21 protein-coding genes are annotated in these 23,317 nt (G+C 45.3%); 16 read left to right on the forward strand and 5 right to left on the reverse strand.

Annotated elements, in window-relative coordinates; translation table 11 throughout:
• Positions 1-195 precede the first annotated feature (195 nt).
• The 12 genes from MKY24_RS07765 (at position 196) to MKY24_RS07820 (ending at position 12,957) form a co-directional block, all read left to right on the forward strand.
• Positions 196-1,077 carry a putative sporulation protein YtxC gene (locus MKY24_RS07765; protein ID WP_023987797.1) on the forward strand — a complete coding sequence of 294 codons (882 nt, stop codon included), beginning with the start codon at positions 196-198 and terminating at the stop codon, positions 1,075-1,077.
• Between the two features lie 61 nt (positions 1,078-1,138).
• A complete protein-coding gene (locus tag MKY24_RS07770) occupies positions 1,139-1,714 on the forward strand; it encodes a 3D domain-containing protein (RefSeq protein ID WP_013309429.1) in 576 nt (191 codons plus the stop codon).
• An 84-nt stretch (positions 1,715-1,798) separates the two neighbouring features.
• Positions 1,799-2,107, forward strand: a complete 309-nt coding sequence (locus tag MKY24_RS07775; protein ID WP_023987799.1) for a hypothetical protein — start codon at positions 1,799-1,801, stop codon at positions 2,105-2,107.
• Positions 2,108-2,302: 195 nt separating this feature from the next.
• Positions 2,303-3,889: a trypsin-like peptidase domain-containing protein gene (locus MKY24_RS07780; protein WP_023987800.1), complete on the forward strand. Its 1,587-nt coding sequence runs from the start codon at positions 2,303-2,305 to the stop codon at positions 3,887-3,889.
• A 149-nt stretch (positions 3,890-4,038) separates the two neighbouring features.
• Entirely contained in the window at positions 4,039-4,728 is a 690-nt protein-coding gene (locus MKY24_RS07785; protein WP_013309432.1) for a response regulator transcription factor, read from the forward strand.
• A gap of 1 nt (position 4,729) precedes the next feature.
• Positions 4,730-6,208 (forward strand): HAMP domain-containing sensor histidine kinase, encoded by a 1,479-nt coding sequence (locus tag MKY24_RS07790; RefSeq protein ID WP_013309433.1) that lies wholly within the window; start codon positions 4,730-4,732, stop codon positions 6,206-6,208.
• A 109-nt stretch (positions 6,209-6,317) separates the two neighbouring features.
• Positions 6,318-7,274 carry a 4-hydroxy-3-methylbut-2-enyl diphosphate reductase gene (locus MKY24_RS07795; protein ID WP_071558978.1) on the forward strand — a complete coding sequence of 319 codons (957 nt, stop codon included), beginning with the start codon at positions 6,318-6,320 and terminating at the stop codon, positions 7,272-7,274.
• A gap of 263 nt (positions 7,275-7,537) precedes the next feature.
• Complete coding sequence (gene aroF, locus MKY24_RS07800; RefSeq protein WP_023987802.1) at positions 7,538-8,575, forward strand: 3-deoxy-7-phosphoheptulonate synthase; 1,038 nt, start codon at positions 7,538-7,540, stop codon at positions 8,573-8,575.
• 271 nt (positions 8,576-8,846) lie between these two features.
• On the forward strand, positions 8,847-10,271 hold the full coding sequence (gene glnA / locus MKY24_RS07805; protein WP_028542951.1) for a type I glutamate--ammonia ligase: 1,425 nt from the start codon (positions 8,847-8,849) through the stop codon (positions 10,269-10,271).
• 265 nt (positions 10,272-10,536) lie between these two features.
• Positions 10,537-11,628, forward strand: a complete 1,092-nt coding sequence (gene serC, locus MKY24_RS07810) for a 3-phosphoserine/phosphohydroxythreonine transaminase (RefSeq protein WP_028542950.1) — start codon at positions 10,537-10,539, stop codon at positions 11,626-11,628.
• Positions 11,629-11,867: 239 nt separating this feature from the next.
• Positions 11,868-12,332: a tRNA (uridine(34)/cytosine(34)/5-carboxymethylaminomethyluridine(34)-2'-O)-methyltransferase TrmL gene (gene trmL / locus MKY24_RS07815; protein ID WP_023987805.1), complete on the forward strand. Its 465-nt coding sequence runs from the start codon at positions 11,868-11,870 to the stop codon at positions 12,330-12,332.
• A gap of 376 nt (positions 12,333-12,708) precedes the next feature.
• Entirely contained in the window at positions 12,709-12,957 is a 249-nt protein-coding gene (locus MKY24_RS07820) for an AbrB/MazE/SpoVT family DNA-binding domain-containing protein (RefSeq protein WP_013309439.1), read from the forward strand.
• A 99-nt stretch (positions 12,958-13,056) separates the two neighbouring features.
• Here MKY24_RS07820 and MKY24_RS07825 read toward each other — a convergent pair whose 3' ends face one another.
• Together MKY24_RS07825 and MKY24_RS07830 are read right to left on the reverse strand one after the other, a co-directional pair.
• Positions 13,057-14,124 (reverse strand): phosphodiester glycosidase family protein, encoded by a 1,068-nt coding sequence (locus tag MKY24_RS07825; protein ID WP_068940120.1) that lies wholly within the window; start codon positions 14,122-14,124, stop codon positions 13,057-13,059.
• A complete protein-coding gene (locus tag MKY24_RS07830; RefSeq protein ID WP_023987807.1) occupies positions 14,121-14,528 on the reverse strand; it encodes a hypothetical protein in 408 nt (135 codons plus the stop codon). Before MKY24_RS07830 ends, MKY24_RS07825 begins: the two co-directional genes overlap by 4 nt.
• Positions 14,529-14,803: 275 nt before the next feature.
• On the opposite strand from MKY24_RS07830, the gene MKY24_RS07835 reads away from it, so the two are divergent.
• The gene (locus tag MKY24_RS07835; protein ID WP_023987808.1) at positions 14,804-15,460 is read left to right on the forward strand and encodes a response regulator transcription factor; all 657 of its coding nucleotides are present in this window, start codon (positions 14,804-14,806) and stop codon (positions 15,458-15,460) included.
• A 50-nt stretch (positions 15,461-15,510) separates the two neighbouring features.
• A complete protein-coding gene (locus MKY24_RS07840) occupies positions 15,511-16,764 on the forward strand; it encodes a PLP-dependent aminotransferase family protein (RefSeq protein ID WP_029516518.1) in 1,254 nt (417 codons plus the stop codon).
• Positions 16,765-16,783: 19 nt separating this feature from the next.
• Here the strand turns inward: MKY24_RS07840 and MKY24_RS07845 are convergent, their stop codons facing one another.
• Complete coding sequence (locus MKY24_RS07845; protein WP_023987810.1) at positions 16,784-17,617, reverse strand: DUF2161 family putative PD-(D/E)XK-type phosphodiesterase; 834 nt, start codon at positions 17,615-17,617, stop codon at positions 16,784-16,786.
• A 283-nt stretch (positions 17,618-17,900) separates the two neighbouring features.
• On the opposite strand from MKY24_RS07845, the gene MKY24_RS07850 reads away from it, so the two are divergent.
• Positions 17,901-19,796, forward strand: coding sequence for a PrkA family serine protein kinase (locus MKY24_RS07850; RefSeq protein WP_023987811.1), 1,896 nt, complete (start codon positions 17,901-17,903; stop codon positions 19,794-19,796).
• A gap of 290 nt (positions 19,797-20,086) precedes the next feature.
• Positions 20,087-21,115 (forward strand): globin-coupled sensor protein, encoded by a 1,029-nt coding sequence (locus MKY24_RS07855; RefSeq protein WP_339201723.1) that lies wholly within the window; start codon positions 20,087-20,089, stop codon positions 21,113-21,115.
• A gap of 140 nt (positions 21,116-21,255) precedes the next feature.
• On the opposite strand, the gene MKY24_RS07860 is transcribed toward MKY24_RS07855, so the two are convergent.
• Together MKY24_RS07860 and MKY24_RS07865 are read right to left on the reverse strand one after the other, a co-directional pair.
• Positions 21,256-22,152 (reverse strand): aminoglycoside phosphotransferase family protein, encoded by an 897-nt coding sequence (locus tag MKY24_RS07860; RefSeq protein ID WP_023987813.1) that lies wholly within the window; start codon positions 22,150-22,152, stop codon positions 21,256-21,258.
• Positions 22,153-22,170: 18 nt separating this feature from the next.
• The gene (locus MKY24_RS07865) at positions 22,171-23,181 is read right to left on the reverse strand and encodes an aminoglycoside phosphotransferase family protein (RefSeq protein ID WP_339201725.1); all 1,011 of its coding nucleotides are present in this window, start codon (positions 23,179-23,181) and stop codon (positions 22,171-22,173) included.
• Positions 23,182-23,317: the final 136 nt, after the last annotated feature.

A 23,317-nucleotide genomic window follows, 5' to 3' on the forward strand; every position in this document is an offset into this window, starting at 1 on the left:
ACATACCCCACCCTAAATATTCAAACGTCTTTCGGTTTTTTTCCTATATCACAGTAATGTTTATAACACGCCAACCGGCTTTTTGAAACCAGATCATCCTCTTTTGAATATGTCTTTCTGTTTCCAGTCGTTCACTTCGTATAACCCTTCAGAGGCCGCCATATACTGAAAGCAGTGATCGAAAGGAGTGAGCCAATGGAACTGTTTACAGTGTGGACCAATACAGACGGAGATCAGGAAACCGACCGGTTTTACGAAGTGGTCAAAAGTAGAACAAAGGGACTACATATGTCACGGCGCGGATTTCGATTCACTTTCAGACAGCTGGATAACAAAGTGGCATGGACCTGCAAGGGCACAGAAAGCAATTCGGCGTTTGAAAGCTTTCTCCCCTGTGTATACAGCATCATGTCTTCGGCAATAGCGGATTATATTATCGAAGTCAAGGAGTGGGGGCTGCTCAATCTCATTCTCACCAAAGCCTGTTCGTTGCTGGAGAAAGAGGATGCAGAGCAAATTCGCAGTATGATTCGTTCACTGTTAAACGATGATGGCCCCAGAGGTCGTTTGAAGCGTCAGGGTAAGCTGACTACTCTCCTGGAGAAGGATTTCAAGGAGCTTCGTGTGATCAATTTGGAAGGGCTGATTCAATTTAGGCTCCATGCGTATAAAAAAGAGCTTGAAGAAATCGTCGACTATGCTATGGAAGAATTCTGGGCAGATCGGCAATACGAAGAATTTATGGGGCTGCTTAAATATTTTGTTTTTTTTCAGGAAAGCAAAGTTCCGCTCGTACACGTACTTCACCAAGGCGGACATAATTTTACGATTCTGGATAGTGCCATGGTGCCCATACCGATTCCTGATGCAGATGACATCATTGTCGAGATGCCAGGCATTGAATTGGAAATGGAGGTCGAGGATCGAATCGTGAGCACCCTTATTTCGATTTCTCCTGCTTCCATTATATTGCACACAGACGATGAACACACCCCCATAGTGCGGACACTCCTGCATATTTTTGAAGATAAAGTGAAACTGAGCAGACTTTATCCAGGTCAGGATGTTCAAAAATAATAATCTGTTCGTATAAACTAATGGATTTCTGGAAAGCCTTTGCCTCAAGGGGAGGTTTTTTATGAGATCCATGTTGGTATGGAAACGGATTTTGGGAACCGTGTTAATTGCAACCTGTCTGGTATTGCCCGGCAATGAAGTTTACGGTCACAAAGAACCGGTCCAGCATAAAAAATGGCAGTCCACACCTGTTTTAGCTCCACGCGAAGAGCAGGTTATTACGACCATGACGGTCACGGCAACAGGATATACAGCAGGCTATGAATCGACTGGCAAACGGCCAAGTCATCCCGGTTACGGTATTACGTATTCCGGTGTAAAAGTGCGTCGTGACAAGAACACACTGTCTACGATTGCGGCTGATCCCAAAACGTTTCCTTTGGGAAGCATATTGTACATTCCAGGTTACGGATACGGGATTGTAGCAGATACAGGTTCTGCGATTAAGGGCAATAAAATTGACTTGTATTTTAAAACAACCCGGCAGGTGTATTCTGAATGGGGCAAGAAAGATGTGGATGTTCAAATTATAAAAAAAGGGAACGGAAAATGTACAGAAAAGATGGTCAAATCGCTCCAAAAGGCGATAGAAACGCATAAAACTATTCCGACCGCGACACTGGATGCTTCCATATAATCCTTGAATATTGTTTTTTCCAACATCACATACTATGTTGCGGGATGAGCTTATCCCGCAAAACATACTGGGAGGTTGAGAATTATGCCAAATCAAGGCGGAAGTTCTTTCACGAACAAAGGCTTCAAGGCAAGCGCAGGAAATCAGTTCAAAGCGGAATTTGCACAAGACAATACGGTTGGTGTCGTTTCACAAAAGGTAAAGCAGTCTGAACAAAATAAAATTCAAGACAACTTTCAGACACCAAATGAGAAGTATGATGAAGAATTTGCAACAGAACAAGGCGGTACAGGCGCTGTAGCTCAAAAAGTTCAAAACTCCAGTCGCAACAAAGTTCAAAACAATGCTCAAACACCGAACGAAAAGTTCGACGAAAACTTTAACACGAAATAAAAAAGCATATACAATTGATAATGCTCCGGATTATATCCGGGGCATTTCGTTTTAAGTGAAAGTGAATAGGTACAATAGGTCTAAGGTTTTATCTCCTTTTTAATTGTTTTTAAGGTGGAATTAAGGTTTAAAGTGCAAAATAAAGTCAGTTAAACAACACCACCTTGAAGCATAGGGTTTGGGAGGAGATATACAATGGACGAATTTAAAAATAATAACTCCGGACGCCGGAACGACAACGATCAGGTTGATACCGATAATGCAACTCGGCAAAACGATTCGAACGGTTCCTCATATTATTATTCTTACGGCCCTTTTTCTTCAGTTCAATCGGACGGACAACGTAAGGAAGGGCAGTCGGTGGAAAAGGATGTTGAGATTACGCCACCACAGGCAGTGAGACCTCTTCCTCCCTCATACCATCGCGCTATGCCTGAGCAACAGGATGGTTCGGGTCGGAATGGTGGCAACTGGCAATTCAAACCGAATAAGCCCAAGTCGCAGGTGAAAACAATTTTCTTATCTTTTTTGGCTGGGATGCTGGTCATTACGGTATTGATGTACACAGCTGACCGAACAAATATGTTCACACCCGAGACGGCGTTAACTTCGGCGGCAGCTGAAAGTGGAGAAACGACTAATTCAGGAACAACCGGCTCGACTCCAAGCGCAGTTCCGGCTGTGATGCCTTCAGGTACCGCTGATGTTCAATCTGTTGTGGCCAAGGCTGGTCCGGCAGTCGTCAAAATCGAAACGCTTGCCAAACAAACCAGTGGCAGCAGCGGCAGACAAAGCAGCCCTTATTACAATGACCCGCTGTATCAATACTTTTTCGGTAATCAGTATGGTGACAGTGGCAGCAGCGGTAACAGTAATGAAAATGAAGGTAGCAACAGCGGGCAGCTGACTCCGCTTGGTATTGGTTCCGGTTTTATTTTTGATAAATCGGGTTACGTCCTAACCAACAACCATGTTGTTGAAGGCGCGAGTGTGGTTCAGGTTACAGTAGAGGGAACTAATAAGCCTTACGAAGCCAAAGTCTTGGGCAAAAATGCTGATCTTGATTTGGCGGTACTTAAAATTGAAGGCAAAAACAACTTTCCGACAGTAACTTTGGGTGACTCCGATAACGCTAAAGTCGGCGAGTGGATGGTCGCAATCGGCAACCCTGAAGGCTTTGAGCATTCGGTAACAGCCGGGGTGCTAAGTGCGAAAGAACGTACGATCACCATTAATAGTGAATCGACTGGAAAACCGACGCAATACAAGCATCTCATTCAGACGGATGCGTCCATTAACCCTGGTAACTCTGGCGGACCGCTGTTAAATCTGCAAGGGCAGGTTATCGGTATGAACGTAGCTGTTAGTGCAGACGCACAGGGAATCGGGTTTGCGATTCCGTCCAATACAATTTTGGAAGTCGTCGATAAGCTGAAAAATAACCAGCCTATCCCGAAAGAACCTGTACCTTTCATTGGTGCAAGTCTGTTAAATTTGAGTCCTGAAGTAGCCAAAGAATTGGGCACATCCCTAACCGAAGGCTCGGTAGTACGGGATATTATATACAAATCGCCAGCTTATCAGGCCGATCTGCGTCCTTACGATGTGATTATCGGAGCCAATGGCACGCCTTATAGCACATCACAAGAGCTGATCCAGTTCATTCAAAAACAAAAAGTGGGTACAGCACTGACGCTTAACATCGAACGAGCTGGGCAGAAAAAAGATGTTCAGCTGAAAATAGGCAACAAAAATGACTTTAGCTCGACGCTTCAGCAATAAGCTGATAACTCTACAAAAATGAACATGTGCACGCAAGAAACGGAAGGAAGATCCCTTCCGTTTCTTGCTGTATGGAGCAGCCAGATGCTACACGCGTCTACTCCTGCTACAATAGAGGGAAAAGAAGAGATAAAGGAGTTCGATCGTGTATGCGTTCTACTATTCTGATTATTGATGACGATGAAAAAATTGTTTCCATGCTACGCAGAGGGCTGGCATTTGAAGGCTATGAAGTGCTGACAGCCGCCAATGGAGCAGAGGGATTAAATAAAATGCTGACAGCTGAGCCTGATGTGGTCGTGCTGGATGTAATGATGCCGCAGGTCGATGGTTTTGAGGTATGCCGTCGCATGCGGGAGGGTGGAAGCACGGTACCTGTCCTGATGCTTACAGCCAAGGATGAGGTTGAGAATCGGGTTAAGGGCTTGGATCTAGGGGCCGATGATTATCTCGTCAAGCCGTTTGCTCTGGAGGAGCTGCTGGCGCGAGTGCGAGCGCTTTTGCGGCGTAAAACCGAACAACAGGACAATAACGGAAATCGGCTTACCTTCGAGGATTTACAATTGGATAACGAATCCCGTGAAGTGGTTCGTGGCGGCAAACGCTTGGAACTGACAGCCAAAGAATTTGAACTGCTCCATTTGTTCATGCAAAACCCCAAGCGTGTTCTGTCGCGTGATCTGATTATGGACAAAATTTGGGGCTATGACTATAGCGGAGAATCGAATGTGCTGGAAGTATATATTGCCATGCTACGACAAAAAACGGAGCAGGATGGCGGTAAACGGCTCATTCGTACAATTCGGGGAGCTGGCTATATTTTAAGAGGTGATGTGTAATATGTCTATTCGGTGGCGGCTGACAGCTTGGTATTCGAGCATCTTGGCTATTGTACTTGTCATTTTTGGTCTGGCTATTTACGGACTAGTATATTACTACACATATAATGAAGTGAAAAGTCAGCTTATGACTCAGGCGCCACAGATTAACAAGCAATTACGCCTTATTATTAAAGGGGGATTGTTTGAAGTCCCTAACCTGGATTTAGGATTGGAGCAGGGGCGTGGAATAGATGACTCACAGCTATATGTACAAATTTACAATTATACGTCCGGGGTTACCAAAACCACCCAAAATATGAAAGACCTCAATATCACCTTCCCTGTTCCATCTACAGCGGCAGGAGCAGTTCAAAATGAGGGGATTCGACGTGTGAACGTAAATGGGGATTCCTTTATGATTTATCAACAGCCCATTAAGTCCGAGGAGTTGGGGTTGGTGGTCGGGTTGCTACAGGTAGGACAATTCACGGGCTCTCAGGATCGACTCATGAACAGGTTACAAAATGTGCTTGTATACGGTTCGTTGTTTGCATTACTCGCTGCTGCGACCTCAGGTCTCTTTCTGGCTCGCAAGTCTATGAAGCCGCTGGTCAAGGTCATTGAGGGGGCAAATCAGATTCAATCCAGTAATGATTTGAGTGTACGGATTGAATATGACGGACCACCAGATGAAATTGGACAATTAATCGGGACGGTTAACAACATGCTGGGGCGTACAGAGGTGTTTTACAAGGAGCTGGAAGATGCGTACGGTGCACAGCGTCGTTTTGTGGCTGATGCTTCCCATGAGCTTCGTACGCCGCTAACGACGATCCGTGGCAACGTTGATTTTTTGCTCAAAATGTGGACTACCGAACCAGGAGAGCGACCGAATATGGATGAAGAGATGATTCGCGAGCTTTCTATGGAGGCATTAAATGACATGGCGGATGAAGGCAAACGGATGAGCCGTTTGGTGAGTGATATGTTGTCACTCGCGAGAGCGGACACAGGGAAAACGTTCGATAAGACTCCCGTTGCGTTGGAACCGCTTGTAAGTGAGGTTGCCCGTCGTGCTCAGTTTTTAGAGCGAACGGCCGAATGGAATGTGGGAGATTTTTCGTTGCTGAATGGTATTTATATGGATGGCAGCAAGGATTATTTGCAGCAAATGCTATTCATTTTCATTGATAATGCATTCAAATATACACCTGAAGGCACAGTCCGATTTGATGCCATTATTTATCAAGGACAGGTGGGGCTACGGATCAGTGATACGGGCATTGGAATGGATAAGAGTGAGGTTCCCTTTATTTTTGACCGCTTTTACCGGGCAGATGAGTCACGCGGGGTGACGGAGGGAATTGGGTTGGGGCTATCTATTGCCAAGTGGATTATTGATGAACATCACGGGTCTGTGGAAGTGGTTACGCGCCAAGGAGAAGGAACGACATTTGTCATCTGGCTTCCGGTCAGCTTTTCCGCGCCTTTGGAATAGGCTATAATAGGAAGGCAACTACATCATAGAATTGGCCGGTAGAGGCGTGGAAGCCCACAGCTACCAGTTTTGGAGCTGTATACTGTGTCGAAGAAAGCGGGGGCTCATTTTGGAAGTACTCAGAATTTCGCCCCGGGGTTACTGCTACGGCGTAGTCGATGCCATGGTATTGGCACGTCAGGCAGCCAGAAATCTGGACTTACCCCGGCCTATTTATATATTAGGCATGATTGTGCATAACAGTCATGTCACCAATTCCTTTGAAGACGAAGGGATTATTACACTGGACGGCCCGAACCGTATGGAGATTTTAAGCAAGGTAGAGAGCGGCACTGTTATCTTCACTGCTCATGGCGTATCACCAGAGGTTCGCAAGCTGGCACGAGACAAGGGGTTGACTACGGTAGACGCGACTTGCCCTGACGTCACAAAAACGCATGATCTGATTCGGGAGAAGTCTGCCGAAGGCTATCAGATTGTTTATATTGGCAAAAAGAATCATCCAGAGCCGGAGGGAGCTATCGGTATTGCTCCTGACCATGTTCATCTGATTGAAAAGGAAGAAGAAATCGACAGTCTTACGTTACCAGCTGGCAAAATCCTTATTACGAATCAGACGACCATGAGTCAATGGGACATCAAGCACATTATGAAGAAGCTGCTGGAGAAGTTCCCAGGTGCTGAGATACACAATGAAATCTGTTTGGCGACGCAGGTACGTCAGGAAGCGGTAGCTGAGCAGGCTGGACAGGCGGATCTGGTGATCGTTGTCGGTGATCCGCGCAGTAACAATTCAAACCGATTGGCTCAGGTTTCGGAGGAAATTGCTGGTACAACAGCTTATCGTATTTCTGATGTGACCGAGCTGAAGAGGGAGTGGCTTGAGGGCGTAGTCAAAGTGGCTGTGACTTCTGGGGCTTCCACGCCGACACTGATTACCAAAGAGGTTATCACGTATTTGGAGCAGTATGATGCGGCTAACCCGGATACGTGGGAGATTCAGCGAACCATAGATATGAAAAAACTGCTGCCTCCTGTACGGGAGAAGTCAAAAACGACGAAATAGTTTGTGATTGATTACAGCCGTTATTCGGATACAACCATCCGGATAGCGGCTTTTTAAATTGTTTTAATTTATAGATATTATTCGGTTAGCTTCACTAAGTTAGAATATTGAATAATTCGGGATAATTAAGCCTTGACGAGTATAGCTAAAACAGGTATAGTTGCTTTAACGAATAAAAGCTTAAAAGCGAACAAGCGTCTAAGTGTCATAATATCAATCTATAATGGGTTAATAAAATATGTGTCATAGAGAGGAAGAAAAAAATGATCGTTATCGCTGGTGTTCAAACACCTGAAGAACATATTCAAGCTATTGTTGAAGTTATTGAGAAAGAAGGATTGCAGGCTCATGTATCAAGGGGATCGGATCGCACGATCATCGGACTGATTGGTAGCGTAGAGCCCAAGCTGGCTGAACATCTGCGTCAAATGAAAGGCGTAGAAAATGTGGTTAAAATATCGAAGTCCTACAAATTGGCCAGCCGTGATTTTCATCCGGAAAATACGGTTATCTCCATTAAAGGTGTAAATATCGGCGGGGGCGAGCTTGTCATTATGGGTGGACCATGTGCCGTTGAATCTGCTGCACAGATAGATGAAATTGCTGGATTGGTCAAAGCAGCAGGTGCGCAAGTTCTCCGTGGAGGTGCTTTTAAGCCGCGTACAGGGCCTTATAGCTTCCAGGGAACTGGTGTAGAAGGTTTGATCATGATGGCTGAAGCAGGCCAAAAGCACGACCTCCTGACCATCACAGAGGTCATGACACCTGAATACGTAGACATTTGTGCGGAATATGCCGATATCCTGCAAGTAGGTACACGGAATATGCAAAACTTCGATCTACTGCGTAAGTTGGGTACTTGCGGCAAGCCAGTGTTGCTCAAACGCGGCTTTAGCTCGACTTATGACGAGTTCTTGAATGCTGCCGAGTACATCTTGGCAGGTGGCAATCCGAATGTTATGCTGTGTGAGCGCGGTATCCGCACATTTGAAACCTACACCAGAAATACACTCGATTTGTCTGCGATCCCTGTGTTGCAACAGTTGAGCCATTTACCGGTTATTTCTGATCCTAGTCATGGCACGGGTAGACGTGAATTGGTTGTTCCTATGACGAAGGCTTCGGTCGCTGCCGGAGCAGACGGACTAATTATTGAAATGCATACAGATCCCGATAACTCGATGACGGGGGATGGTGTACAATCCCTGTTCCCAGATCAATTTTCAGATTTGCTGAAAGATTTGGAAATATTGGCTCCTGCTGTGGGGAAAACATTTCACACGCCTAGTACCATTGCTTAAAACCAATGTTTAACATTAATGCATAAAAGTTTTGCTGCAACGCAGTAATGAGATTTAAATTACCTAAAAGCCCGATGTTTCGGGCTTTTTGTGCTATTCAAATGTTATCAAGGGCGTAAGCATATCTAACATTAGTTTAAAAAATACCTTACATAGCTATTGACCCGTGTCATGTTTGAGATTTATAATGACGACAGAAAAAAACATTCGATCATGAACATTTCAGGGTTGTATAAGACTTAATGTTCGGAAAAATTGGGAGGAAGAAGACATGTCCGTTGAAAACGTATTGAAAACAATTCAGGAAAATAATATTGAGTGGGTAGATTTTCGTTTTGTAGATTTGTCTGGTCGTGCTCACCATATTTCATTGCCAGCTTCCGAAGTAGATGCAGAAACATTTGTTAACGGTGTTGCTTTCGACGGTTCTTCCATTCCCGGCTATCGTGGCATCGAGGAATCCGACATGGTTATGCTGCCCGATCCAGAAGCGGTTTTTATCGACCCTTTCACTCAGCATCCTACACTGAATATTCTGTGTGACATTGCTACGCCAGATGGCGAAAAATACGACCGCGATCCTCGCGGCATTGCAAAAAAAGCTGAGGCATTTCTGCAATCCGCAGGAGTGGGCACAGCAGCATTTTTTGCACCTGAGTCCGAATTTTTCATCTTTGATGATGTTCGCTACGAAAGCGGCATGAATAGCTCCTCCTTCTTCGTAGATTCCGAGGAAGCAGCTTGGAACACGAACCGTAAGGAAGAAGGCGGCAACCTGGGCTTTAAAGTGGGAGTGAAGGGCGGATATGTACCTGTAGCGCCAGTAGACACCCAACAAGATATCCGTAGTGAAATGTGCCGTTTGCTTGAAGAAGCAGGTCTGAGAATTGAGCGCCATCACCATGAGGTAGCTACGGCAGGCCAAGCGGAAATCAACTTCCGTTTTGACACACTCAAGAAAACAGCAGATAACCTGCTCGTCTATAAATACATTGTACACAACACAGCTCGTCAATATGGTAAAGTGGCAACATTCATGCCGAAACCAATTTTCGGGGACAACGGAAGTGGTATGCACGTTCACCAATCCATTTTCGATGGTGACACTCCTTTGTTCTACGAAAAAGGTGCTTATGCTAATCTGAGCGAAATGGCTCTTCATTATATTGGCGGTATTCTGTACCATGCACCTGCATTGATCGCTTTGACAAATCCAAGCACAAACTCGTTCAAACGTCTCGTTCCTGGCTACGAAGCACCAGTTAACCTGGTATTCTCCAAAGGTAACCGTTCTGCGGCTGTACGTATTCCAGTAGCGGCTGTTACTCCAAAAGGCTGTCGGATCGAGTTCCGTACACCAGACTCCACTGCTAACCCTTACCTTGCCTTCTCAGCGATGCTGATGGCGGGTCTGGATGGTATCAAGCGCAAATTGAACCCAATCGAATTGGGTTATGGTCCACTTGACACCAACATCTACGAGCTGTCTGACGCTGAAAAAGGTAAAATCCGTAGCGTACCTGGTTCATTGGATGAGGCTTTGGATGCTCTGGAAGCTGACTGCGAATTCTTAACTGAAGGTGGCGTATTTACGAAGGACTTTATTGATAACTATGTAGAGTTCAAACGTTCTGAAGCTAAATCGGTGAACATCCGTGTTCATCCACACGAATATAGCCTGTATTTTGACTGCTAATAACTTGATTGCTTAGCTGCTTTGAATAACAACCACTAGCTTACGGGTAACAGTTGTTATTCAAGATAGGTCTCCGGTCTTATGCCGGGGACCTTTTAATATTAAAGTGAAAATTACAAAATAAAGATGTTAAATACGTTAACATTCACAACTTTGTCACATCATAAATGAAATTGAAAACATTTTTATACAAGTCTTGAACGCATTTATGAATACTGCTATCATAGCGATAATATCCACACCAGAGTAGAGAAGGGATGGGAATTTGTTGAGTAAGAGAGCCTACAATTTTAATGCAGGACCAGCGGCATTGCCGCTTAAAGTACTGGAACGTGTACAAGCTGAATTCGTAGATTTCCAGGGAACAGGGATGTCGATCATGGAAATGTCTCACCGTGGAGCTGTGTATGAATCTGTTCATAATGAGGCGCAGGAACGTCTGTTATCTCTGCTGGGCAATCCACAAGGCTACAAGGTGTTATTCCTACAAGGGGGCGCAAGTACGCAGTTTGCAATGCTGCCTTTAAATTTCTTGCGCGAAGGACAGACTGCGAGCTATGTAATGACAGGTAGCTGGTCGGACAAGGCATATAAAGAAGCCAAGCTACTGGGCAAGGCTCATATTGCCGCATCCTCCGCTGATGAGAAGTACATGCGTCTTCCGAATGTGGATTCCTTGGACTTGCCTGAGAATACTGCTTATGTGCATATGACGTCCAACGAAACGATTGAAGGTACACAATTTAAGCAATTCCCGGATACGGGGTCCGTACCATTGATTGTGGACATGTCCAGCGATATTTTTTGCAAGCCTTTTGATGTTACTCAATTTGGATTGATTTATGCTGGCGCACAAAAAAATCTGGGACCTTCTGGTGTGACGGTCGTGATTGCCCGTGAAGAGTTGCTGACTTCCTCACCGGACAATATTCCTACGATGTTGCGTTATAGCACATATGAAAAAAATAACTCTCTCTACAATACTCCCCCATCCTTTGCCATATACATGGTGAATGAAGTGCTGAAATGGATTCAGGAAGAAGGCGGTTTGGAAGGCATTGAGCGTGTGAACCAGCAGAAAGCTGCTTTGCTATACGACCGTATTGACAGTAGCGAAGGCTTCTATCGTGGTTGTGTGGACAGCGCTGATCGCTCTATCATGAATGTAACCTTCCGCCTCGCGAATGAGGATCTGGAAAAACAATTTATTAAGGAATCCGAACAGGCCGGATTTATCGGACTGAAGGGACATCGCAGTGTAGGAGGGCTTCGGGCCTCGATCTACAATGCTGTTCCACTGGAGAACTGTCAAGCATTAGCCGAGTTTATGGACGGATTCAAGCAACGTAACAGTTAATTACGCGGACATATATTTCGATACACGATATTTAAAATCGAAAAAGTAAATGTAGAGCCTTCCCTGAATGTGTATAGGGGAAGGCTTTTAGTGGTGTGGGTTGAAATTTTTGTCGTTTGATGTTCATATCTGTCTGATTTTGTTAAAATAAAAGAATGTGTATGTTTTTAATGTATACACTTTGGTTAAACTGTAGGTTATTTGTCTGATGAATTTAATGATGAAGGGAACGAAACGTGATGCCATTACATATTGTGCTTGTCGAGCCGGAAATCCCGGCTAACACAGGTAATATTGCCAGAACGTGTGCTGCAACCGGAACTCATCTGCATCTGGTGAAGCCACTGGGCTTCCGTACCGACGATGCCACGTTAAAACGGGCTGGACTTGATTATTGGTATGCTGTCCACATTGAATATCACGAGTCTTTTGCTGAAGTGCAGGAGAAATATCAGGAAGGCCGCTTTTTTTATGCGACGACCAAAGCGAATCAGCGATATAGTGATATTGCATTTCAGGATGGAGACTTCTTGGTATTTGGTAAAGAAACGAAAGGTTTGCCTCCAGAGCTGCTAGCTGCTAATCCAGATACATGTATCAAGATGCCTATGTCTGATAAAGTAAGATCTCTAAACTTGTCGAATTCCGCTGCGATTATTGTATATGAAGCGCTGAGACAAATGGATTTTCCGGATTTATCATAAAGAGCATCGAGTGAACAAGTATAAATGCGAATAAAGAACCAGGACCTTAGTTGCTAATAAGAGTTTCACCTTTGTTGCTCAAAGGTACATGACAGTGGAGCTTAAATAAAGGTTGTATGGTCGAAAATTTGCGAAATTTCTCAGCGAGGGCTAATGATAATTGGCTTTCCGGTCGATAAAAATATTATAGACATTCTGTACCATACTTTGATATGGTTCATGATTTTATGAAAAAATGTAATAAAATTTCCTGTGATCAGCAGGATTCGACAAAAAGACAGCGAATACTACATAAAGAATAGTGTCTTTGTACCTAGTTTTTCGCATGGTAAGAAATTTGTAAGTTATTACTCAATAGGAGAGGTGTACGATCACGATGAAACCTGCCGGTGTGGTACGTAAAGTTGATCAGCTGGGGAGAATAGTTTTGCCTAAGTCACTGCGTAAAAGGTACCAAATGAATGAGGGAGATCCTGTCGAAATTTTGGTTCAGGGTGACCACATTATTTTGGAGCGTTACCGTCCAAAATGTGTATTCTGCGGGTCCGTAGAACAAGTGAACGATTTCAAAGACCGTTATATTTGTGCTCAATGCCTGACAGAAATGACACAGTATTCCTCCTAAATGAGGCAAAAGCATCACGACATTCGTTCGTGATGCTTTTTTTCGGATAGAGCCGTACGTCGGCTAGCATATTTAATTTAGTAGTAGACTATTAGGTAGCTATTTATAGAACAAAAAATGAGTAGGGACTGGACGCAAATTACCATCGGACGGTTTGTTTACGACTCGACCGTTAAGTATAAGCGACGAGGAACCGCCTCCGTCCAAATTATAGGCATCTTGAACACCTAGATTGTACATTTTCCCTTGCAGTTCTTCGAGCGTCGCGCCCGAACCCCCGCTTTCATTGTAGCCGTCTACGACAATAATGAGCAACTGATCATCTTTATAGTTGCCAATGACCGTACGCGGGGCCCGCTTGGGGGAGACTTTCCATTTGTCAGGAATAGGCATTTTTTGTCCCCTTTGCAGCAGGACGGGAACGAAGGTAGCCCCAAAGGCAGGCTTTAAGCTGTCAAGAGCACCTTGACTGTAAAATTTGCCACCGATAAGCTTGCCATCGTTACTCAGTCCGACGAAGGATAAATCCTTAAAACTGGACTGAAAGCCAGTAAGGTAGTGGCCGTTCAAGACAGTAGTGCTTAATGGATAGCGTTTGCCGTCTCCATCCGCAAAGCCGCCTGCATTGATGCCTGCAATAGCTCCGTGTCTCAAGACTGCACGCATGGTGGTTTCGGAGCCACCCAATTTGTCACTTCCCAAAGACATTTTCATAGCAGTAGGATCTTTAAGTTTGACCTTCATAGCGTAGCCATGATAAATTCCCGGGTTTACCTTAAACAATTCAATGGTAATCCGGTTGCTATCTACCCGCTCATAGGGAACCCCCAGTTTGGCGGTGATACGTCGATCATAGATGATCGCGGGCCGCTTGGACTGCGTAGAGGCAGTCACGACAAGCTGATTCATCGTTTGGGTCGTTTGCTTGTATAGCTCAGAAGTCCGGCGAATCGTAGACAAGGTGTATGTTGCCGTTTGCTTGGCTTCATCAAGCTGCTTGCCTACTGATTGCGTTTGTAGAGTGACTTCAGCTTTTTGCAGACTCGAAGAAGTAGACCCAGGAAAGCTCAATGAGGGATGCACTAACAAAATACACCCCAACAAACCGATAAAAGGAGCAAGGGCCAACATAAAGAACCGGTTCACTTGTTTTGCGTCTACATTCATTTTAGCAAGTCCATTTTTTTCTGAAGTGTATTGAGTTGCTGCTTGACTTCGTTTAATTGGGTATACAGTTTATTGCTGTTATCGGTCTTATTGTTTGCATTATCCTTCGTAAAGGTCAGTAGTTCATTGAAGGACTGGACTTTTCCTTGCAATCCGCTAACTTCCTTGGAAAGAGCAGTCAGTTGCTTTTCATAGTCAGATTTGAGTGCTTGAATCTGTTGGTCTGTATGGGTTTGCATCTCGTTTAGCATTTGCTGCTTCAAGTGATTGCTATACAGATAGGTTGCGAGAGCACCTAGTATAATAAGAATGAACCAAAATAGCAGAAAAGCCTTTACGGGTAACCCCTTTCTTGAATTGCTCCGCCGAGCTTCGGTAGGAGGACGTTCAGGTGAAGCTTGCATACGATTTTCAACTCCCGTGTAAAGTCAAATTTCCAGTCTTTATTTGCAGTACCAATTCTATCATGGGCCTATTTATTTCGCAAAAGCGAAATAGTCGTATAAAAATATTGGAAAAAGAGATTGCATCGGAAGGAAGTCCTAGGATACAATTTCCTTAAACGTTTTTCGCTTCCTATACGTTCACATTCGCGCAATTTCTACATATGCAATCCCCAATTTTAGAATTATTTTCGCTACTAACTATGTATTTTTTTGTAAAATCAGGAGGTTTAGATATGAGAAAAGTATGGCAGGTGGTCATCATAGATATCCATCCTACAAGTATGCTGGGAACAAAGCTTATTTTGGAAGACCAGCAGGATTTGCTTGTCAGAGGGATGTCTTCCTCCGGAACGGAAGGCTTGGAGCTGGCTTGTTCCATTCGACCGGAAATCATTTTAATGGACTACAGGTTACCTGAGGGAACGGCGGAACCATTTTTGACACAAATGCGGGCCTTGTCTCCGGACAGCCATATTGTTATTATGACGGATGAGGATAATATTACGTTGTTTCAGCAGCTAATTTCGCTTGGAGCAAATGGAATGTTATCCAAGCAGGCATCACCGAGCCAGTTAATCCATCTGATCAACGGTTTACGCGAAGGATTTGCTTCTTTACCAATGGACTGGATTCGGTGTGGAAACTGGCCCTTTATGCCGTTAATGGCATCCGAGCCTTTTGACGAATTGACACAAACCGAAGTGTTTATTATGGAACGTATTGTACAAGGTATTACATATGACAAAATTGCTATCGAGATCGAAGTTAGCCGGCGCTCCATTGATAATTATCTACGTAAAATTTATGCGAAATTAGGCGTGTCCAGCCGGGCGCAGGCGATTGAACGTTATGCCTTATATGCGCGTCAGATGAAGCAGCTATATGCCTGACGCGTCAGCCCGGAGATCATGACCTATTTTTCAGGAGAAGGAGGATGTTCATGCAATATTCCTTTGCTTCACGAACGGCTGCGATGTTGGCTTCTCCAGTGCGTCATATCCGGGAAAATGCGAGAAGACACTCCTTTATATCTCTGGCTGAAGAACTACCTGCACAAGAGCTGTTTCCGGTGAAGTTGCTGGAAGAAGCGGCCCATGATGTGTTTGGCTCCGGCCCTGACGCCCTCCAGTATGGTGAACCGGAGGGCTATTTCCCTTTGCGGGCATGGCTTGCGGGAGAGTGGGAACAGCGTAAAGGAGTAAGAGTACCACCAGGTCAAATCCTTCTCACGACAGGCAGTCAGCAGGCCATTGACCTGATCATAAGGCTGATGGTGGATGAGCGTGATCCGGTATTAGTTGAAAACCCGACATCTCCTGGATGTTTACAAGTACTATCTATGCAGGGTGCGCAGATCGTTCCTGTAGAATCAGATGGGGAAGGTGTCATTCCTGATAAGCTTGAAGCTTTAATGATCCGTTATCGACCCAAGCTTTTTTTTGCCACGCCAACGTTTACAAACCCGACGGGCTCCTTGTGGAGCGCGGCAAGGCGGCAGGAAATTTTGGACCTGTGCAGGCATCATGAGGTGCTAGTAGTTGAGGATGATTCTTATGGTGAATTGCATTTGAAGCAAAAAAATGAGTCCCATGACAAGAGTCCGCATGGTCAGAGTCGAAAATTTGCTGAGACTTACCCCTCACTATTTGCGCTGGATCATGCGGGCCAGGGAGGTCAAGTACTCTATATCGGTTCGTTCAATAAAACAGTTGCTCCTGCGCTGAGAACGGGTTGGGCTGCTGGTCCTGCACCGTTAATTGAAGGGATGTACGCATTGAAGCAGCTGGCTGATATGCAATCCAGTACGATGAACCAACGGCTGCTGTTCCAATTGTTGACCAGCTCGCGTTTTCAATGGCACGAGCACTTGGCGATGTTGAACAAGGAATATTCGACTCGACTTCAATTAATCTTGGAGCTGCTCAAGCGCCCGTTTTGGAAAGACGTGACGTATCATATTCCGTCCGGTGGCATGTATGTATGGGTGCAGTTGCCCGATGGGCTGGACAGCGCATTGCTGCTAAAGGCGGCGTTACCCAAAGGCGTAGCCTTTATGCCCGGTGCGCTATGTGCGGTTGGCAGTGAAGGCGCGTCCCATATCCGACTCAATTTTAGCCATCCGGGCCGTGAGCAATTGCTTATGGGCATGAATCTGATCGGTGAGACGATCAGTGAATTTACTGCGCGGAGCTAGCAAAAACCATCGCCCCATGTCAGTCATCCTCCGCTTCCGCAGCAACGGTGGAGTAAGTGATTGGCGCTTCCGCAATCTGAAGCTGTCCACTGTCCTCGTCAAGCTCTGCGTCCATTCCAGTGGCCGTTTTAATGCCATGCTCTTGCAGTACTGCCGCATACTCGTTCAGGGCAGCTTCGCCAAACGGAGTCAGTCGATAGCGGCCGCGGGATACGCGCTCAAACCAGCCGTAGTAGTTGTGCTGAAGTACGGCAGCAGCTGTGCTGACGGCTGCTATGCGGGCGAGCTGCGCCGGAGCGGCTTCCCCCAAGCTCTGCAAGGCTACGGCTACACGCAGCGCTTTTTCCCGATAGGCAGTGACCAGCTTGCGTCGGGTGCTGCCGCCGATATTGTGGTCACCGCTGCGTGCGTGAAATTCCCGCAGCAGCTTTTCCTTGCGCGAGCCGGGGCGTACCTTTGCTGCATTGTGGACATTGTCGCTAGGCGCCGCAGGCTTACACAGTACCTCAACGAGTGGCGGCTTAGTTTTAAAATGGGTGACAGTGAGCAAGCCAAGTCCTAACTGGCGGCACAGTCCGACCAGCTCGTTCCAGCGCTGATTGACTGCCCCTTTTTTGGCACGATTCCGTTCTACAGCTACATATACATTGCTGCTTAGTTTCAAACGCTGCATGCCTTGCAGCACAAGCGCCAGGTTAAACGTCTTTTTGATCTCCACAATCAGTGGTGTCTGTTGCCCTGGCTTGATACCCACCAAATCGCAGTTGCGTACCTCTCCTTTGACTTCATATCCCAAGTTCTCAAAAAAGGCTTTCACCGGAGCGTACAGCTCCGTCTCATGCCGAACCGCCATGACTTCTCCCGCTCCTTTATCCCATTATTCCGAGCTTATATTGTACCATAATGCGTCAGGTCCGCGTCGTTGTTGTATATTTTAGCACAGTGTATCCCTTGTTTTTTTCGAAAAAGCAGAGAGACCTGTCATAAAAAATAGGTCAATTCTGAAATCAATCTGCATAGGTATGTATTACACTTTTTTTAAGGGGATTGCATCATATCCTGAAAGGCGTGACGAGTGTAGCCATAATCATCAGGAGTGGAGGATAGTCATTACGCAGTCATGGGAGGAACCGAGCATGAATATTTTTGAACGCGTTGCGGAGTACCGGGCGGAAAACAACCGTCTGGCCTGGAGCGGCACTTTTAGAGAGTATATTGAGATACTCAAGAAAGACCCGACGCCGGCGATGACAGCTCATGCACGGGTTTACAAGATGATTGAATCTTTTGGTGTAGAAGAGGTTGGGGGACATAAGCGATACAAATTTTTTGAGCAGGAGATCTTTGGACTGGATCGAGCGCTGGAAAAGTTGGTGGAGGAATATTTCCATTCATCAGCCAGGCGGCTCGATGTACGCAAGCGTATCCTTCTTTTGATGGGTCCCGTCAGTGGGGGGAAATCGACATTGGTCACGTTGCTAAAACGTGGTCTGGAGAAATTTTCGAGAACGGATCAGGGAGCTGTATACGCGATTGAAGGCTGCCCCATGCACGAGGACCCGCTTCATCTGATTCCTCATGAGCTGCGTCCCGATTTTGAAAAGGAGCTGGGTGTACGGATTGAAGGTAATCTCTGCCCATCCTGCCAGATGAGATTGCGCACGGAATTTGATGGCGATATTGAAAAGGTCCGCGTGGAGCGGGTATTTATATCGGAAGAAAACCGGATTGGTATTGGTACGTTCAGCCCTTCTGATCCGAAGTCACAGGATATTGCTGATTTGACGGGCAGCATCGACTTTTCCACGATTACGGAGTATGGTTCGGAATCTGACCCGCGTGCGTATCGGTTTGACGGAGAATTGAACAAAGCGAATCGTGGACTGATGGAGTTTCAGGAAATGCTGAAATGCGATGAGAAGTTTTTGTGGAATTTGCTTTCTCTGACCCAAGAGGGAAACTTCAAGGCTGGGCGGTTTGCGCTCATCAGTGCAGATGAACTGATCGTGGCTCACACCAATGAATCCGAGTATAAAAGCTTTATTGCAAACAAAAAGAACGAGGCGTTGCAATCACGGATGATTGTAATGCCGATTCCTTATAACCTGAAAGTATCTGAGGAAGAAAAGATTTACGCCAAGCTCATTGAACAAAGTGATATGAAACATATCCACATTGCGCCTCATGCGCTGCGAACGGCTGCCATTTTCTCCGTGCTTACCCGCTTGAAGGAGACGAAGAAACAGGGGATGGATCTGGTCAAAAAGATGCGCATGTATGACGGTGAAGAGGTCGAAGGATACAAGGAAGCCGATCTGAAAGAAATGCAAAGTGAGTTTCTAGAGGAAGGTATGTCCGGGGTAGACCCGCGGTACGTCATTAATCGTATTTCTAGTGCATTGATTAAGCAAAATGTGGAATCCATCAATGCCCTGGACATTTTACGAGCAATTAAGGATGGTCTGGATCAACATGCCTCCATCACAAAGGAAGAACGAGAACGCTATCTGAATTTCATTTCCGTGGCTCGTAAGGAATATGACGAATTGGCTAAAAAAGAAGTGCAGAAGGCCTTTGTGTACTCTTTCGAGGAATCAGCCAAGACGTTGTTTGACAACTATTTGGATAACATCGAAGCTTTTTGCAATTGGGCGAAAATTCGCGATCCACTCACAGATGAGGAACTCGACCCGGATGAGCGGCTCATGCGCTCTATTGAGGAGCAAATCGGGGTATCGGAAAATGCGAAAAAAGCGTTCCGTGAAGAAATATTAATCCGTATTTCCGCGTATTCTCGCAAGGGACGGAAGTTTGAGTATCATCATCATGATCGGCTGCGAGAAGCCATTGAGAAGAAGCTGTTCGCCGATTTGAAGGATATTGTGAAGATTACGACTTCGACCAAAACGCCTGACGCTAATCAGCTCAAACGGATGAATGAAGTGATTAAGCGATTGATTGAGGAGCATGGCTACACAGGAGCCAGCGCTAACGATCTGTTGAGGTATGTAGGTAGCCTCCTGAATCGGTAAGACGAAATAATAAACAAGTAAGTATGGTGAAACCATGGGTTGATCTGGATGGTGCCACACGGTTGTGAGGTATCCGATCAACGTGTTTCGTAGAGGGAATTCGGCAAGCACAGGGGATTTCAGGTGCTGCCGGATTCTTTTTTGTATCATCAGGCAGTTGTGATTATATATTTTCTGAAATTGCTATGAAAAAAATCATAATCAATCTTCTGCTTTTTTAACAATTTCTAAAAAGTTGCCGATAAATATGGTAATGTAAAATCTATGTAAACTATTATTTGGAGGAACTTATGATTCATGTCGCGGAGAGTAGATTAAAACAGATACAATATATTGGTATTACTGATGATGATTTGGCTTTATTGCATCATTATCAGGGACTATTCCAATCTATTGTGAATGAGGTGGTCGATCGGTTTTATGAGCATGTAGAAAAGGTTCCGCATCTCATGTCGATTATTTCCAAATGGTCGAATATTGAACGACTAAAACAAACGCAACGTGAATACTGGTTTTCTCTCGCAGATGGAAAAATAGATGATCCGTTTATCGAACACCGTCTTTTTGTGGGGCAGGTACATTCCCGAATCGGATTGTCTTCCGATTATTATTTGGGCACGTACATTGCTTATCTTGATATTGCAGTGGACATTTTAAAGCGTTCGGGGATAGAGGACTGGTTTTTTATTGTGCATGCTCTTTCCAAAATGTTCAACCTGGATTCCCAGCTTGTACTGGAAGCTTATCAGGAAAAGGAAAAGGAAAAGGAACAAATCAACGAGCTGGCCGACGAACAAACGCAGGTGCTGACCGTTGTGTCCCGAATTGCGCAAAATTTGACCGGGATGATTGCTGAGCTTAGGGAAAATACGGATAATATCGCGGAGAGTGCCTGCAACACTGCTTATTCGCAGGAACATACAGAGGAATTGGTACAGCATTTGAGTGACGAGATTAAGCATATTGAGCAGATGAGCGGTACGATCCGGGAACTGTCCGATCAGACTCATCTGCTGGGACTGAATGCGGCGATTGAGGCTGCCCATGCGCAGGAAGCAGGGCGCGGGTTTCAAATTGTGGCACAGGAGGTGCGAAAGCTTGCATCTAATTCGAAGCAAGCACAGGAGCAAATTCAGCGCAAGGTGCTGGATATTGCCCGTATGCTTGACAGTGTACAATCCGAAACAGCTGCCACAACAGCCAGTGCCCGGCAACAGGCTTCCAGCTCAGAGGAATTGGCTTCGTTCACAAAGCTGATCGAAAACATGGTGAAGGAATTGGAAATGCTACAGCACTCCTCGGAAATGCTGCAGGTGTAAGATGTGGCTTGAATGTACTATGGGGGCAGCAAGTCGATTGGCTTTAGCGGCATGCGCTTTTCCTGTAGTTGTTGTCAGAACACAAAAAAACAGACCTTTTCAGCGGGTCTGTTTTTTTTGTTTAGTTCCAAGCTGACAGATTATAATAACGATCTAAGTTCACGTCGGTATTTGTTCAAATGCACGAACGACGGAATGACTCGCTTGGCAGAACGGAAGCCGCCTATTCTGATATTGCGGACCACATGATAGGGAGAGATCAATAGTGCGTGAAGCAGATGCAAATCATGGGTGCTCAATGGACGATATCGTTGATAGTAATCTATCGCACGCAGCATCTTTGTCCCATTCCAAAGACAATTCCGATGAAGAAGATGGGAGAGATCTTTCATCCTTACATGTAGGGAGCAGTTTTCAAAGTCGATCAAATGGATTTTGAGCTGTTTGTCTTTAATCAGATTGGGATAATTATAGTCGCCGTGTATAAATGCGGCGGCTTTTTGCTCTTGAGCAATGGCTTCTCTAACTTTGGGCTGCTGTAGGCGATGGGACACTTCTTCACAAAGAGCTACGAGATGTGCTGTACCTCTGTATGGGATGAGGCGTTTTTTGTATCCAGCTATTTCATCGCTCAAGCCTTCATAACGGATTCTGGATGGCGGAGCTTCAGTGATAGGAAAGCTAACGGCACTGGAATGGAATTTGGCTAAAGTAGCAATTCCCTTTTTGAAGTCTATTCTTTTTGTGAATTCTGGTCTGAGTCCATGAACCCAATTGGTTAATGTATACGAAACACCTTCATAGGTCATGTAAGCCGTTTGTTGTACTGTTGGATAGACCTTTTGGCTGCGTGTAAACCCGCGCTCATCCAAGTAGGACAAGACACGTGTAATAAAACGGATCTCTTCTTCCGGAAATTTGTAGGGTTTTAAGCAATAAGTCGTATTAGCGGTCTCAATCTTGTGAATGTCCTTCATTTGACGGGTACGCTGAATTTTGATTCCGTACATCTGCTCAACGTTCGATAAAATCGACATTTTGATCCTCACTTTCTTTTATACATGAGCCCACTCTTGCAAAATATGGATGATTTGTAATCGAAGAGGCCACGACTGATCCCAATTGTCCAGGATTTCGCGATCTCTTGAACGATTCGGGTGTCGGGAAGCATGCCAGGCTTCTCGTGGTAGTTTATATAAAGCTGTAACAATCTTCCGTTCAGTACGGCTTAGTGGTTTACGCTTTTGGTATCCCTTCAGCAAGGATTGCACAAATTCAGGATTGAATTGAGTCGTATTCATAAGGGCCTTTGCCAAATCAGCATAGATTGAGCCGATCTTAGCCCGATCCCAATCAATGATTTTGAGATGACCGTCATCCGAAATAATGACATTTGGGGTAGTGATATCACTGTGTATCAAGGAGGGATGCCGATGTTCCATCCGAAGCAGCCTTATGATGGATGCATCCTGCAAATCCTTCCATGCTCGCCTGGATAAACGTTTGCAGTCTTCGCCGTGAGCATTGTACCAGTTGCGGTACGTTTTATCATGGCGACTGTTTTTTATCATTTTTCTTTGAAAAAGACGATCTTGGTTTTTCCATATCCGCAATTGTTGAATGGTCGGAGGGGACTTTCCTTTATCCATCCGATGCAAGCCGGTGGAGGTGGCGTGAAGTGTGGCAAGTGCCCGCCCCAGTTTTTCGAAATCTTCAGCGGTTTCCAGTCCCCGTCCTTTGATCCACTGACTTACATAAAATGGCGTTCCTTGATGTAGAGTCCATAACTTGCCGGAATGAGTGGGGAGCCATGCGGGCATGTAGGTATACTTTCTCTTTTTCAAAAGCCTTATATGACTCGCAGCTCGTTCCATCTGTTGAATCGTATTTGAACGGACCATCTTTGTACGACTAAAGGGCTTTAATGCATAAGTTCCCTTTTTCGTTTTCACCTGGATCACTGCATTTTTTCGGTATAATGATGAGACTAATCTTGATTTTAACGGGATCAGGCCGAAACGACGGGTGATTTTGCGAATCTGTGCTTTAGTATAGGATTTCGCCATAAGAACCTCACTTGACTTTGGATTGAAGAAAAAGGTAATCCTCTGTTAGTTATCAGTCTATTCATGAAGAAATAATAGGTGCAGTTTTATGAAGCCATCTTCGTTCTTTTCCTATGTCACATTGGTCAAAAAAACG

This window comes from Paenibacillus sp. FSL P2-0322, from assembly GCF_037975315.1.
Taxonomy (GTDB): domain Bacteria; phylum Bacillota; class Bacilli; order Paenibacillales; family Paenibacillaceae; genus Paenibacillus; species Paenibacillus polymyxa_B.

Coding starts and splice junctions, on each gene's coding strand:
- MKY24_RS07765 (WP_023987797.1), top strand. CDS start 196: ATGGAACTGTTTACAGTGTGGACCAATACAGACGGAGATCAGGAAACC.
- MKY24_RS07770 (WP_013309429.1), top strand. CDS start 1,139: ATGAGATCCATGTTGGTATGGAAACGGATTTTGGGAACCGTGTTAATT.
- MKY24_RS07775 (WP_023987799.1), top strand. CDS start 1,799: ATGCCAAATCAAGGCGGAAGTTCTTTCACGAACAAAGGCTTCAAGGCA.
- MKY24_RS07780 (WP_023987800.1), top strand. CDS start 2,303: ATGGACGAATTTAAAAATAATAACTCCGGACGCCGGAACGACAACGAT.
- MKY24_RS07785 (WP_013309432.1), top strand. CDS start 4,039: ATGCGTTCTACTATTCTGATTATTGATGACGATGAAAAAATTGTTTCC.
- MKY24_RS07790 (WP_013309433.1), top strand. CDS start 4,730: ATGTCTATTCGGTGGCGGCTGACAGCTTGGTATTCGAGCATCTTGGCT.
- aroF (WP_023987802.1), top strand. CDS start 7,538: ATGATCGTTATCGCTGGTGTTCAAACACCTGAAGAACATATTCAAGCT.
- glnA (WP_028542951.1), top strand. CDS start 8,847: ATGTCCGTTGAAAACGTATTGAAAACAATTCAGGAAAATAATATTGAG.
- trmL (WP_023987805.1), top strand. CDS start 11,868: ATGCCATTACATATTGTGCTTGTCGAGCCGGAAATCCCGGCTAACACA.
- MKY24_RS07820 (WP_013309439.1), top strand. CDS start 12,709: ATGAAACCTGCCGGTGTGGTACGTAAAGTTGATCAGCTGGGGAGAATA.
- MKY24_RS07825 (WP_068940120.1), bottom strand. CDS start 14,124: ATGAATGTAGACGCAAAACAAGTGAACCGGTTCTTTATGTTGGCCCTT.
- MKY24_RS07830 (WP_023987807.1), bottom strand. CDS start 14,528: ATGCAAGCTTCACCTGAACGTCCTCCTACCGAAGCTCGGCGGAGCAAT.
- MKY24_RS07835 (WP_023987808.1), top strand. CDS start 14,804: ATGAGAAAAGTATGGCAGGTGGTCATCATAGATATCCATCCTACAAGT.
- MKY24_RS07840 (WP_029516518.1), top strand. CDS start 15,511: ATGCAATATTCCTTTGCTTCACGAACGGCTGCGATGTTGGCTTCTCCA.
- MKY24_RS07845 (WP_023987810.1), bottom strand. CDS start 17,617: ATGGCGGTTCGGCATGAGACGGAGCTGTACGCTCCGGTGAAAGCCTTT.
- MKY24_RS07850 (WP_023987811.1), top strand. CDS start 17,901: ATGAATATTTTTGAACGCGTTGCGGAGTACCGGGCGGAAAACAACCGT.
- MKY24_RS07855 (WP_339201723.1), top strand. CDS start 20,087: ATGATTCATGTCGCGGAGAGTAGATTAAAACAGATACAATATATTGGT.
- MKY24_RS07860 (WP_023987813.1), bottom strand. CDS start 22,152: ATGTCGATTTTATCGAACGTTGAGCAGATGTACGGAATCAAAATTCAG.
- MKY24_RS07865 (WP_339201725.1), bottom strand. CDS start 23,181: ATGGCGAAATCCTATACTAAAGCACAGATTCGCAAAATCACCCGTCGT.